The 12,847-nt window shown below is 60.2% G+C and carries 11 protein-coding genes; 6 read left to right on the forward strand and 5 right to left on the reverse strand.

The window, feature by feature from the left end:
• Position 1 precedes the first annotated feature (1 nt).
• The 6 genes from PSN43_RS06530 to PSN43_RS06555 are packed head-to-tail and all read left to right on the forward strand — an operon-like array spanning position 2 to position 6,264.
• Entirely contained in the window at positions 2-1,300 is a 1,299-nt protein-coding gene (locus PSN43_RS06530) for an alkaline phosphatase family protein (RefSeq protein ID WP_272699917.1), read from the forward strand.
• A complete protein-coding gene (locus tag PSN43_RS06535) occupies positions 1,301-3,436 on the forward strand; it encodes an ATP-dependent helicase (protein WP_272699918.1) in 2,136 nt (711 codons plus the stop codon).
• Positions 3,437-3,453: 17 nt separating this feature from the next.
• Positions 3,454-4,401, forward strand: a complete 948-nt coding sequence (thiL, locus tag PSN43_RS06540; protein ID WP_272699919.1) for a thiamine-phosphate kinase — start codon at positions 3,454-3,456, stop codon at positions 4,399-4,401.
• 11 nt (positions 4,402-4,412) lie between these two features.
• Entirely contained in the window at positions 4,413-4,817 is a 405-nt protein-coding gene (gene tsaA, locus PSN43_RS06545; protein WP_272699920.1) for a tRNA (N6-threonylcarbamoyladenosine(37)-N6)-methyltransferase TrmO, read from the forward strand.
• Between the two features lie 4 nt (positions 4,818-4,821).
• On the forward strand, positions 4,822-5,688 hold the full coding sequence (locus PSN43_RS06550) for an alpha/beta fold hydrolase (RefSeq protein WP_272699921.1): 867 nt from the start codon (positions 4,822-4,824) through the stop codon (positions 5,686-5,688).
• A 9-nt stretch (positions 5,689-5,697) separates the two neighbouring features.
• Positions 5,698-6,264 (forward strand): chalcone isomerase family protein, encoded by a 567-nt coding sequence (locus PSN43_RS06555; RefSeq protein ID WP_272699922.1) that lies wholly within the window; start codon positions 5,698-5,700, stop codon positions 6,262-6,264.
• 3 nt (positions 6,265-6,267) lie between these two features.
• On the opposite strand, the gene PSN43_RS06560 is transcribed toward PSN43_RS06555, so the two are convergent.
• From PSN43_RS06560 to PSN43_RS06580, 5 genes are all read right to left on the reverse strand, one after another.
• Positions 6,268-7,059 (reverse strand): formate dehydrogenase accessory sulfurtransferase FdhD, encoded by a 792-nt coding sequence (locus tag PSN43_RS06560; RefSeq protein WP_272699923.1) that lies wholly within the window; start codon positions 7,057-7,059, stop codon positions 6,268-6,270.
• 4 nt (positions 7,060-7,063) lie between these two features.
• The gene (locus PSN43_RS06565; protein ID WP_272699924.1) at positions 7,064-7,978 is read right to left on the reverse strand and encodes a formate dehydrogenase accessory protein FdhE; all 915 of its coding nucleotides are present in this window, start codon (positions 7,976-7,978) and stop codon (positions 7,064-7,066) included.
• 81 nt (positions 7,979-8,059) lie between these two features.
• On the reverse strand, positions 8,060-8,794 hold the full coding sequence (locus PSN43_RS06570) for a 4Fe-4S dicluster domain-containing protein (protein WP_272699925.1): 735 nt from the start codon (positions 8,792-8,794) through the stop codon (positions 8,060-8,062).
• 11 nt (positions 8,795-8,805) lie between these two features.
• A complete protein-coding gene (gene fdnG / locus PSN43_RS06575) occupies positions 8,806-11,847 on the reverse strand; it encodes a formate dehydrogenase-N subunit alpha (RefSeq protein WP_272699926.1) in 3,042 nt (1,013 codons plus the stop codon).
• A gap of 149 nt (positions 11,848-11,996) precedes the next feature.
• Positions 11,997-12,386 (reverse strand): winged helix-turn-helix domain-containing protein, encoded by a 390-nt coding sequence (locus PSN43_RS06580; RefSeq protein ID WP_272699927.1) that lies wholly within the window; start codon positions 12,384-12,386, stop codon positions 11,997-11,999.
• Between the last annotated feature and the right edge of the window lie 461 nt (positions 12,387-12,847).

Genomic DNA, 12,847 nt, shown 5'->3' on the forward strand with positions numbered 1-12,847 from the left:
CATGTCTCTTCTCCTGTCCTCCGCGCCGCGCTCCCGACTGGTCGTTCTCGGGCTGGACGGCCTGCCCCTGAGCCTTGCCAGGACCCTTGGCGCTTCCCTGCCCAATGTGCGGCGGCTGGCTGAAAACGCCTGTTCGGTCAAAGCCGAACTGCCCGAGCTCTCCCCGGTCAACTGGACCAGCTTCTACACCGGGGAAGGCCCGGAGACGCACGGGATTTTCGGTTTCTCCCACATGGACCCGCGAACCTACGAACTGCGCGTCAACCAGGGCGCGGACGTCACCGCGCCGACCGTCTTCGACCGCCTCGGGGAACACGGGCTGGTCTCCCGGGTGGTCAATCTGCCCAACACCTATCCCGCCCGCCCGTTGCGCGGGATGCTCGTGGCCGGGTTCGTGGCCCCCGATCTCGGAAGAGCGGCCTACCCGCCATTTCTCGCAGGCAGGCTCGCCGACGCCGGGTACAGGCTCGAAGCGGACACCAACCGGGGCCGCGGCGACCTCGCCCACCTGCTGGGGGAACTGCGCGCCACCCTCAAATCCCGGCTGACCGCCCTGGACATCCTCTGGCCCGATCTCTCGTGGGACCTGTTCGTGCATGTCTTCACCGAGACCGACAGGCTCTTCCACTTTTTCATGGACGCGGTGCTTCACGCCGACCATCCCGACCACATGGAATGCATACGGTTCCTGGCAGACTGGGATTACGCCCTGGGCGCATTCCTGGCGCGCTACGACGCACTTCCCGGCCCCAAGCGGCTGCTGGTCCTGGCGGACCACGGATTCACCGAATTGAAGACCGAGGTCAGCCTGAACACATGGCTCATGCGCGCCGACCTGCTTTCCCTGTCCGGACCGCCGCGCGACGAATGGGATGTTTCGAAAATCACTCCCGAATCCAAGGCGTTCGCCCTGGACCCCGGCCGCATCTATCTCCACGACCGAGGCCGGTTCGAACGCGGCAACGTGGCCTCGCCCGAACGCCAAGGACTGCTTCGGCGCATCGCCGACGGCCTCATGGAGCTCGAATACGAAGGAACGCCCGTCCTGCGGGCCGTGCATCGGGGGGAAGCCCTCTACCCGGGAGCTACCTCGAACCAATGCCCGGACCTGGTCTGCGAGGCACGCCCCGGATTCGATCTCAAGGCCAAATTCGACCGCCGGGAAATTTTTGGTTTGCATGGACGCACCGGGACACATACGGTGGACGGAGCCATCTTCGCCGACTCGCACGGGGCGCGCCCCGAACGCATGAGAGACGTCGGACGCATCATACTACAACATTTCGACATCACAGAATAAATGAGCATCGACTTCGAACACGAATTGAACGAGGCCCAACGCGAGGCCGTTACCACCACCGAAGGACCGGTGCTGGTCATCGCCGGAGCAGGATCGGGCAAGACCCGCACCATCGTCTACCGACTCGCCAACCTGGTCAGCCAGGGCGTGGACCCGGCCCAGATTCTCCTCCTGACCTTCACGCGCAAGGCCGCACAGGAAATGCTGGTCCGCGCCGAGAGCATTCTCGGCCGCCCGCTGCACGGCACCTCGGGCGGAACCTTCCACTCCTTCGGCTATGCCACCCTGCGCCGAAACGCGGCGGACATCGGCTTCGAAAGCGGTTTCACCCTCATGGACCGGGCGGACAGCGAGAACATCTGCAAAGACGTCAAGGAAGCCCTCAAGCTGGGCAAGGGAGACCGCTCCTACCCCAAGAAGGCCACCCTCCTGGACATGATAACCAAGTCCCGCAACAAGGAGCTGTCCATCGAGGGAATCATGGAGCGCGAGGCATACCACCTGAGCCCCTACCTCGAAGACATCCAGCGGATCGCCGACGGATACGCCAAATTCAAACGCGAACACGCCCTGGTGGATTACGACGACCTGCTCTTCCTGCTGGATGAATTGCTCGCCTCCAACGAACCGCTCAAGAACCAGCTCCAGTCCCGCTACCGGTACATCATGGTGGACGAATACCAGGACACCAACCTTGTCCAGGCCCGCATCGTCAAGCATCTGGCCGGGACGCGGGGCAACGTCATGGCCGTGGGCGACGATGCCCAGTCCATCTACGCGTTTCGTGGGGCCAATGTGGCGAACATATTGGAATTTCCTCATATATTCGAGGGCACGAAAATCATCCGGCTGGAAAAGAACTACCGTTCGGTACAGCCCATTCTGGACCTGACCAACGAGATTCTCAAAGGCGCGACCACCAAATTCGAAAAGCACCTCTATTCGGACCTCAAGAGCGACCGACTGCCTCAGGTCATCCACCCATTGAGCGACCAGACCCAGGCGCGCCTTGTGGTGGACCAGATACTTCAACTGGGCCGGAAGCACATGCTGCACGACGTGGCCGTGCTCTTCCGCGCGGGCTATCAATCGTACCCGCTGGAAGTGGCGTTGACGCGCATCGGCATCGACTACCAGAAATACGGAGGCATCCGCTTCCACGAGGCCGCCCACGTCAAGGACGTGCTTTCCTTCATCCGCCTGGTGCTCAATCCCCACGACCTTCTCGCCTGGCAGCGGGCCATGGAGCACATCAAGGGAGTCGGCCCCAAGACCGTGGCCAGGATATACCAGGCCATGCACTCCGGCGACAGCAAGTACATGGCCCAAATGGTCAAGAAGCATGAGCAGTTGAAGGAATTGCTCACCGAACTCGACAGGCTGCGCGCCGGTGAACGGCGGCCGTCCGCCGTGCTGGAAGCCGTGCTCGCCTTCTATCAGCCCATCCTCATCGAGAAATACCCGGACGACTATCCCAAACGGCAGGCAGGGCTTGAGCAACTCAGCCAGATCGCAGCAAGCTACAAGGATATGGAGCAGTTCATCGGCGACCTTTCCCTGGACGGCGACCCGGACGAGGAAAAGCGCAAGGAGAACGCCGTGGTCCTGTCCACGGTCCATTCCGCCAAGGGACTGGAATGGGCGGCGGTCATCATCATCGACCTGGTTGAGGACCGATTCCCGTCGCGCAAGGCAATGCAGCGGGCCGAGGACCTGGAGGAGGAACGCCGCCTCATGTACGTGGCCTGCACAAGGGCCAAGGAAGAGCTTAAGCTGTTCGTGCCGGGCTCGGTATACAACAGGGCCAGCGGCATGTCCGACCCGACCCTTCCTAGTCCCTTCGTGCTGGAACTGCCCGACAATGTCTTCGAGCGCGTGAACGAGTCCTACGGCGGCGGCCTGGAAACACGGCGCAAGGACGTCTACTCCACGCCGGACTACGAGATTCCCGACACGTCGCCCGAATCGGCCGAACCGCCCAAGCCCAGGTTTTCCCCGTCCAAGCTCGGCTTTTGCCGACACAAGATTTTCGGCAAGGGCAAACTCGTCGCCCAACTTGAATCGAACAAATACAGGGTCAACTTCCCCGGCTTCGGCCTCAAGGTCATCATCGGGGACTACCTCGAATTCCTCTGATGGAGTATGAACAGCATATGCGAAGCGAAGAACACTTTCTGGAGCTGATCGACCGCCACTTTCCCCGTGAGCACGACTTCATCGCCCTCGGCAGGGGTGACGACTGCGCCGTGCTCAAGGGCGGGACCGATTACTGCGTGTCCTCGGACCTCTTCCTTGAAGGCGAGCATTTCCGGCGCGATTACTTTTCCGCCGCCGATATCGGCTACAAGGCCCTGGCAGTGAATATCAGCGACATCGCGGCCATGGGCGCCAAACCCGTGGCCTTCACCATGGATTTGATGGCCCCGACCGATCTGCCGGACGAGTTCTGGGATGAATTTCTCAAATCCATGGCCGGGCTGGCGCGACAAAACGACATGGTCCTGGCGGGCGGCGACCTGAGCCGTTCCAGCAGGCTCGGCGTGTCCATCTCCGTTTTCGGCGCGCCCGGCTCCACCGGATTCATCCGGCGCGGCAACTGCGCTTTCGGCGACATCCTGTTCACCGTGGGCGACATCGGGATGGCCCGGACCGGGCTCATGGCGCTCGAAGCCGAGGGAATCAAGGCCCGCGAAACCCTGCCCTCGGCGGTCATGGCCCACCTGCGGCCCCGGCCCAAGGTCATGATCGGCACCCTGCTCAACGCGGCGGGCGTCAAGAGCCTCATGGACCTTTCCGACGGATTGGCCCGCGATCTGCCCAGGCTCCTCGGCCCGGACCTCGGCGCGAATCTGACCATCGCTCCCGAAGCGCTCAACCGCGACGTACACGCATGGTGCAACACCGTCGGCCTGGACCCGGTGGAATTCGCCGTGCTCGGCGGCGAGGACTATGCCCTGCTCGGCGCGGTCTCCCCCTTCGAGGCGGGCAAGGCCCGGTCCGTGCCCGGCTTCATGGAAATCGGCACAGTGACAAGAGAGCCCGGCCTCATCCTCAACGGCAAGCCGTTCGTCAACCCGGGATTCGACCACTTCAGCCAATAAACGGAGGCGACATGGATAGGGAACTGGCCGTCATCGGCACCATTCAATCGGAAATCAAGGATATTGCCTCGGCCCCCAAGATGGAGGACGAGCCCGGCGCGGTACGCGCCCGCATCGTCATGGACCCGGCCTATGCCGAGGGACTGGACGGACTCGAACCCGGTGCCGCTCTTGAAATCTTCACATGGTTCCACAAATCCGACAGATCGGTCCTCAAGGTTCATCCCCGAGGCATCAAGGAACGCCCCCTGCGCGGCGTCTTCGCCACCCGATCCCCGGCCCGCCCCAATCCCATCGGCCTGCACCGCGTGACCCTGGTTGCCATCGAAGCCCCCCTGACCCTGGTCGTGGAGCCGCTTGAGGCCATTGACGGCACTCCGGTCATCGACATCAAGCCGAAGCCGAAAGGCAGCTAGCGGAATGGACCTCTTCGAGGCCGTGGAAACCACCGGCGAAAACCAGGTGGGCGGATGGGTCCGCACCACGGACGGAGTACGTCTGTGGGTGGAAATCAGAGGCACGGGACGTCCCGTAATCCTCCTTCACGGCTGGACCATGAGCTCCCTTTTCTGGCGTCGCCAGGCACAACTGGCCGAATCCTGCCAGGTGGTGACCATCGACTTTCGCGGCCACGGGCGCTCCCAGACTACGCCGCGCGGGCACAACGTTCCGCGTTACGCCATGGACGTGCGCGAAGTCGCTTTTGCGCTGGGGCTGAACAAAGCGATGCTTCTCGGCTGGTCCATGGGCGGCTCCGTGGTCCTCGACTATTGGCGGCAGTACGGGGCGGACCGCTTATCCGGCCTCGGGCTGGTGGAAACCGGCCCCTACCCCATGTCTCCCGCGCCGTGGAACGTGCACAAGTGCCGGGACCACAACGAAGAGGCCATGCACCACGACCTGGCCGCCATGAAAACGGACCGGCAGGGATTCGCCGCCAGATTCATCAACGCCATGTTTCTCTCGGGACAGGCCCCGGAACACGCCCTGCACTGGATGGTCGCCGAACAACTCAAGACCGATCCGGAAACGGCCGCCGCCATCTACGCGGACTACGCCAGGCGGGACGCCACTCCCCTGTTGCCCACGGTGAGCGTGCCTGCGATGGTGGTTTACGGCCGCTCCCTGCACATGTGTTGCGGACCTTCCACCGGCCGTTTCGTGGCGGGCACCCTGCCCGGATCGCGATTCGTCATCCTGGACAGAAGCGGCCATATGCCGTTCTATGAACAGCCCGAGGAATTCAACCTGACCGTGTCCCGATTCCTGGACACCCTGGACGCATAAGGAAACGCCATGAGACATCTTGTCCCCTCCGCCGTTCTGATCGCGGCCCTGCTTTGCCTGAGCCCGGCCTTCGCAGCCGAATTGGCCGGAGTCGCCCTCCCCGACACAGAGAGCGGGAACGAGCGGGAACTCGTCCTCAACGGCATCGCCCTGCGCGAGAAATTCTTCGTCGACGTCTATGTTGCCGGACTGTATCTTGCCGAAAAATCAAATGAACCCAATAAGATTCTTGAAAACGGCGAACCGAGGATAATGGTCATGCGCTTCCTGCGCGATGTGGATGCCAAAGCCATAAACCAGGCATGGATCGAAGGACTTGAAGCCAACGTAGAAAGCGTCGCTCCGGAACTCAGGAAGGAATTCGACGAACTGACCGGCATGATGGCTGACATGAAGGAAGGGCAGGAGATGCGCTTCACCTACACCCAAGGTGTCGGCACGCTCGTCATGATCGCGGGACAGGCCAAAGGGACCATTCCCGGCAAGGACTTCGCCGACGCCATCCTGTCAACATGGATAGGACCGAAACCCGGGCCGGGCGCGTCCTTTAAGCGGCAAATCCTCGGCGGAAAATAACCGTCAGCAAAAACGCCAGCCGTTGGCGTAGACATTGAACGAGTTGCCCTTGATGCGCCCCACCAGACTCAGGTTGTTGCGCTCCGCAAAAGTAATGGCCGAACTCGTGGCGGCCGAGAACCCGCACAACACCGGAATGTTGGCCGTGGTCGCCTTCATGGCCAGCTCCAGGGCCAGCCTGGACGAGAGCATGGCGATGGTCACGGTCTCCAGAGTCCCTTCATTCAGGGACCGCCCCACGGCCTTGTCGAAAGCGTTGTGCCGTCCGACGTCCTCCCCGTAGGAAATCAGCTCCCCCTCTTTGGAAAACAGCGCAGCCGCATGGGTTGACCCGGTATTCTTGAACAGGCTCTGCCGCCTTTCAAAGATTTCCTTCAGCCTGAAGAGCAGCTCGGGCGCGATATGCACGGGTCTGGGCGAGGGGTAGATGCGCCGCACGACGCTCGGGGCCTTGAGAACCACATCCACCCGCGACGGCCCATGGTAGGAGAACGTAATGCTCAGGATATCCTCCGGACACATGACCATGGCCCGGGAGAACAGGTAGCCCGCCACAAGGTTCATGTCGTCGCCGGGCGTCCGGGCCAGGACGGCCTCCTGCTGTCCGTTGACGGTCAGCCGGATGTCCGCCTCCTCGGCGATGCTGTCCTTCTTGAAGGCCAGCTTCCCGTCGGCATACCGCTGAATGGTCACCGGACAGGCCAATTGGATGGGCCGGTTCCCGGTTTCGCGGACGGGCCGTTCCGTTTCGGCCGGACCGCTCACGGCCCTGAGATGCGTGGTGGACGCGGTCATGCGCCTACTCCAAACTGTTCCACAGCGTTGAAGAAATGGGGCTCAAATCATGTTCCCGGGCAAAGATGTCCAAATGAATGAGCCCGATCTGAACGGCATCCAGGTCCGGCTGAGGGTCGCACTCGCGCATGTCGATGTTCAGGCAGTACTTGCCGCACTTGTGGCACGCCTCGATACGCTCGAACTTCACGTCGTCCATGAAAAAGATTTCACGCGACTCGTTCTCGTCGTTGCCGCAGGACGGGCAGGCGTTGCGCTTGTAGCGCCAGTCATGGCCGCACAGGGAACAGTGCAGGAACTTCTTGCCCCCGCCGCCGACCAACTGATCCAGCTCGGTGACTTCCTTGGGGGAAAGCTGCGAAATGGAGGGCGCGGAGCCGCACACGGGACAGTATCCTTCATCCCAAGGGAGCTTGGAAAGGGGCTCGCCCAGGGCGTCGGTCAATGCACACAAAACAGGCGAGAAAACGGTCTCTGAAATATACAGCAGCGTGGTATACGGTGTTATGCCGAGCTGTACGGAGGTATTCTCAAAGTGTTTCCAATTACCTTCGATCCGAGCCTGGGCAAGCCCTGCAATCTTGTCGGAATCGTCCAGAAAGGCTTCAAGATTCCTCCACGCCTTCTCATCCGGCTTGAATACGTCGAAAAGCAGGGGCAACAGGGCCGCCGCCGACTTCTTCAAACTTTCAGCCCAAGGGGAGAAATCAGTATCGACCAGGACCGGCACGCCCTGATTGGCGCGCGCCGTGTCGATGGCGGGCGCGACCGGCCCCGCGGCCGCGAATTCATCGCGCAACCGGGCTTTTTCCACAAAAAGCGGACCGAATGTTTCGGCCAGCTCGGTATACGCGGGCACGCGTTTCTTGATGGCGTCGAGAGTCGTAGCCACAGTCTTCTGGTCGGAAACCGTTTTCATGGAGCGCTCCATACTCCGCCCCGCTTCGGGCCAGGGCGTCCACGGCGGACGCCCCGGCCTCTGCGGAGAGGTTGTTTCAGGTTAAGCCTTCATGGCCTTGAAGGGTCTTGCCAGGGTGGCAAGGAACTGCTTCTTCGACATGGGGCCGACATTGGCCTCCGCAACCGCGTGATCGTGATAATTCGCGGGTTCGTCGGTGAGCAGGTAGATGACGTTGACGTCTTCGGGATCGGCCAGCATAGCCTTGGGCCATTTCTGCTTCAGGGTGGCGAGGCGCTGCTTGCCGAGGGCGAGCATCTCCTCGCGGTCGCCGAAGTTCATGGTCCCGGTGGGACAGACCTTGACGCACGCAGGCAACATCCCCGCATGGACGCGGTCGTTGCACATGGTGCACTTGGACAGCATCCCGGTGGTTTCGTTGCGCCTGGGGATGTTGTACGGGCATGCCTCGCGAACCTCTTCAGCCTGTTCCTTGGAGAAGTCCTTGGTCTTTTCGGTGAAAAGAACCGCACCGGTCTTCTCGTCCTTTACGATGGCCTCCTCGATGTACACGTCGCCCAGTTCCTTGCACGGAGGGACTTCGCAGTGGCGGCACTGATCCGGGAAGAAGTTCCAACGGACCACGCCGTCTTCGAGGTGTTCGCTGAAGCGAACAAGTTTGTAGTTGTTGGGGTTCAGGTCCTGCGGGTTCTGATGACTGCCCCAATGGTACTGGGTCGTCTTGTTGGCGGGCAGTTCATGCCACTCCTTGCAGGCTATCTGACAGCCGCGGCACGCGGTGCAGCGGGAAGTGTCTATCAAGAATGACTTAGGCATGTCGCATCTCCTTAGGTTGCCAGCTCAGTGAGCTTGTCGGCCTTGCGAATGTTCACGCAGCAGGCTTTATACTCGGGAATGGTGGTGTTCGGATCGCCCACCGAAGGCGTCAACCTGTTGGTGGCGTCACCACTGCCCGGAGTCGTCCAGCCAAAGCAGAACGGCATACCGATTTCGTGGATGATGCGTCCATGGACCTTGAGCGGCCTCATGCGGACCGTGACCATCGCGATGGCCTCGACCTTTCCGCGGATGGATTCGATGATTACGCCGTCGCCGTTCTTGATGCCTTTTTCCTGCGCCAGCTCCGGGCTCATCTCGACGTACTGCTGCGGCTCGGCCTCAAGCAGGTTCGGGATGTTCCGGGTCTCGCCGCCGCCACACCAGTGCTCGGTCAAGCTGTAGGTGGTCAGCACGATCGGGTAGTTGGGATCGGCGGGCTTGGCCAGCTTGTCCATGTTGGAGGAAACGAACTTGTACACCGGGCTGTTCAACTGCTTGGAGAACTTGTTCGAATCCACCGGAGTCTCGACCGGCTCGTAGTGCTCGGAGAACGGGCCGTCCTGACGGCCGGGGCCGTAGATCTGGCCGAAGCCGTGCTTGGACATGATGAACGGGTAGCGGCCCTTGCCGGAGGCGACGGGCGGCCATCCGCCGTCGGGGATGTCGCCGATCCACTTGCCGTCCTTCCACTCGATAACGGCCTTTTCCGGGTTGTACGGCTTGCCGTTCAGGTCGACGGAGGCGCGGTTGTACAGGATGCGGCGGTTGACCGGCCAACACCAGGCCCAGTTGGGGAACAGGCCGATCTTCGCCTGCATCTCGGTCTGCTTGGTGCTGCGGCGCTTGGCCTTGTTGCCGTCCTCTTCGGTGTAGCTGCCCGCGTACAGCCAGTTCAGACTCATTGTCGAGCCGTCATCCTTGAGCGCGGTGAAGGAAGGCACCTGCTGGCCCTTCTTATACATCTTGTCGCCGACCTTGCTATCCTGGGTGAAGCGACCGTTGATGCGGGCGCACAGTTCATCGGGATCGTAGGTCTCGGGGTAGTCGAGCCAGGTGACGGACTCGGGCAGCTTGCCGCCCTCCTTCGCATACAGGGCCTTCAGCCTGGACATGAATCCGCAGAACATGTCGCCGAAGGGACGCGCCTCGAAGGCGGGTTTCACGGCCTGGTAGTGCCAGAGCATCCAGCGACCGGAGTTGGTCACCGAGCCTTCCTTCTCCAGCCGGTGGGCCGAAGGCAGGAGGAAGACTTCCGTCTTGACCGTCTTGGGGTCCACGCCGGGACGATGCCAGTTGTCGGTGGTCTCGGAGTGGTGAAGCTCGGATGTGACCAGCCATTCCAGGTTGTCCAGGGCCTTGCGGACCTTGTTGGTGTTGGGCACGGAGTTCATGGGGTTCAGGCCGATGATGATGCCGCCCCGGATCTTGCCCTGATACATCCGGTCGAAGAGGAACATGTAGGAGTAGTCCTCGCCCTTTTCGATCTTCGGAAGCAGTTCATAACAGAAGCCGTTTTCCTTGTTGGCGTGATCGCCGTACCAGGCCTTGAGCAGGCTGGCGAAGTACTTGGGCTTGTGCTGCCACCAGTTGGCGGACATGGGATCGTTGCTCACCGGGGTGTTGCCCTTGATGTACTGATCGTAGGTCTGCCAGCCGCTGTGCGGCATGGCCATGTAACCGGGGATGATGTGGTACAACAGGGTGTGGTCGGTGGAACCCTGGACGTTGGGCTCGCCGCGCAGGGCGTTGATGCCGCCGCCCGCGATGCCGATGTTGCCGAGCAGCAGCTGGATGATGGCCGCGGAGCGAATGTTCTGCACGCCCACGGTGTGCTGCGTCCAACCCAAAGCGTACATGACGGTTCCCGCCTTGTCGGGTTTGCCGGTGGCCGCGAAGGCCTCGTACACCTTGAGCAGGTTTTCCTTGGACACGCCGGTGGTGGCGGAAACGGTGTCCAGGTCGTAGCGGGAATAATGTTGTTTGAGAAGCTGGAACACGCAACGGGGATTATTCATGCTGGTGTCGCGAACGGGAACGCCGTTGGCGTCCATTTCGAAGCCCCACTTGCTCTTGTCGTAGGAACGGGTCTTCTCGTCGTAGCCGGTGAAGAGACCGTCCTTGAACCCGTACTCCTTGCCGACGACCAGAGCGGCGTTGGTGTAGTTGGCCACGTACTCCTTGAAGTACTTCTCATTGTCGACGATGTACTTGATCATGCCGCCCAGGAAGGCGATATCCGTGCCGGACCTGAGGGGGACATGGAAATCCGACCGCGCAGAGGTACGCGAGAACTTCGGGTCCACATGCATGACAGTGGCGCCCTTGTCCTTGGCCTGCAATACCCACTTGAACGAAATCGGATGATGTTCGGCAGCATTACTGCCCATTATAAGGATTGAATCGGCATTCTTGATGTCGATCCAGTGGTTGGTCATCGCACCGCGTCCGAACGACTCTCCCAGAGCCGCAACTGTGGCGCTGTGTCAGATACGGGCCTGGTGGTCCATATGGACGACGCCCAGGCTGCGCATGGCTTGATGCGCGATGGCACATTCCTCGTTACCCGCATGGGAGGTGCCCAGCAGGAACATGGATTCGAGGCGATTGACCGTTTCGCCCTTGCCGTTTTTGAGAATGAGGTCCTTGTCGCGGGTGTCCTTGATGCGGCGCGCGATGCGGTCCAGCATCCAGTCCCAGCTCTTCTCTTCCCATTTGTCGCTGAAGGGTGCGCGGTACAGGGGCTTCTGCAACCGATGATGGCTCGTGGTCATGCTGAACATGGCCGCGCCCTTGGCGCACAAGGATCCTTCGTTGATGGGGTAGTCCGGATCGCCCTCGGCGTTAACGAGCTTCCCGTCCTTGACGTACCCGATGACGTGGCAGCTCACCGAACAGAACGGACAGACCGTCACAACCTCTTTCGCACCGGATATCTTGATCTCCGCTGCGTAGGCCTTGATCGGCGTCAGGCTGACACCGAGCTGCCCGAGGGTGAGACACGCCGCTCCGGAGCCTGCGAGCTTCATGAAGCTTCGGCGGTCGAGTTTCATACCTATGGCCTCCTTGATCTATGCCGGAATACGTAAACCTGCCCGGCAGTTGCTTCCCCGCGCGAAATGCCCAGGTATCGTCATAATAGCATAAAATTCAATTAATTCAATATGTTATATTTAACACATTGAAAAATACTGAATTAGGCTCATTTGTACCGATCAAGAGAAAAAGGCAATAATTCATGACTCTTGGATAATGCGAAGGCCTCGACCTCCTGATACCACCTGTCATAGCACTTGGCGATGGATTTTCCGTAGGTGGTCAGGTGATACCCGGCACGTCTGTTGGAGGCCCGTTCGATAAGTTTGTGGCCTATCAATTCCTCGGTTGTCTTAATCTTGCCCCAGGCTCCCCGATAGGACATGCCCAAGGCCTCGGCCGCCGCCTTGAGAGAACCATACTCCTCCACACATTTGAGCAGTTGCAGACGGCCAAGACCGAAAAGGACGCCCTCATCGGTCTCAAACCACAGATGCATGCGCATGGTGGGATTGCTCTTTCCGACGGTGTTTTTTCTCGTTATTGCTTCAAGCATGGACTCCCCCCTACCTTACGAGCATCAAGGCGATCCGTCCCCGACATGACCTGAAGTCCGGTTACGTCGGTCCGTACCCTCCGCCTTCAGCGCATTCCGCAGCCACGCCATGACGGAGTCGGGCACTGAAAAAAACAGTTTTTCAGAAATCGCCCCATTCAATATTATGCTCGACAAGACATAACTGAACCTATGAAACTGACGCGCCCTATTCAATGGAGAAGCGACTGCACAAAGATTTGACACCAACACATACATAACAGGTTGAAATAAAGATATTAAATCATATGGCATTTCCAAAGGAAATTTGACTGATTGCAGCGTCCATGGAATTTCCCAGCTAAATCATCCAGTTATGAATATGCTGAAATTCCGATGTTTTTCAAAAAATTGGTGCAAAAGCTTTGTACAGTGCATTTTTCTGTCATTATCCCCCTTCGATATATAGAAAATATAGCTAG

The organism is Desulfovibrio sp. Fe33 (genome assembly GCF_028532725.1).
In the GTDB taxonomy this organism is placed as follows: domain Bacteria; phylum Desulfobacterota; class Desulfovibrionia; order Desulfovibrionales; family Desulfovibrionaceae; genus Pseudodesulfovibrio.

Coding starts and splice junctions, on each gene's coding strand:
- PSN43_RS06530 (WP_272699917.1), top strand. CDS start 2: ATGTCTCTTCTCCTGTCCTCCGCGCCGCGCTCCCGACTGGTCGTTCTC.
- PSN43_RS06535 (WP_272699918.1), top strand. CDS start 1,301: ATGAGCATCGACTTCGAACACGAATTGAACGAGGCCCAACGCGAGGCC.
- thiL (WP_272699919.1), top strand. CDS start 3,454: ATGCGAAGCGAAGAACACTTTCTGGAGCTGATCGACCGCCACTTTCCC.
- tsaA (WP_272699920.1), top strand. CDS start 4,413: ATGGATAGGGAACTGGCCGTCATCGGCACCATTCAATCGGAAATCAAG.
- PSN43_RS06550 (WP_272699921.1), top strand. CDS start 4,822: ATGGACCTCTTCGAGGCCGTGGAAACCACCGGCGAAAACCAGGTGGGC.
- PSN43_RS06555 (WP_272699922.1), top strand. CDS start 5,698: ATGAGACATCTTGTCCCCTCCGCCGTTCTGATCGCGGCCCTGCTTTGC.
- PSN43_RS06560 (WP_272699923.1), bottom strand. CDS start 7,059: ATGACCGCGTCCACCACGCATCTCAGGGCCGTGAGCGGTCCGGCCGAA.
- PSN43_RS06565 (WP_272699924.1), bottom strand. CDS start 7,978: ATGAAAACGGTTTCCGACCAGAAGACTGTGGCTACGACTCTCGACGCC.
- PSN43_RS06570 (WP_272699925.1), bottom strand. CDS start 8,794: ATGCCTAAGTCATTCTTGATAGACACTTCCCGCTGCACCGCGTGCCGC.
- PSN43_RS06580 (WP_272699927.1), bottom strand. CDS start 12,386: ATGCTTGAAGCAATAACGAGAAAAAACACCGTCGGAAAGAGCAATCCC.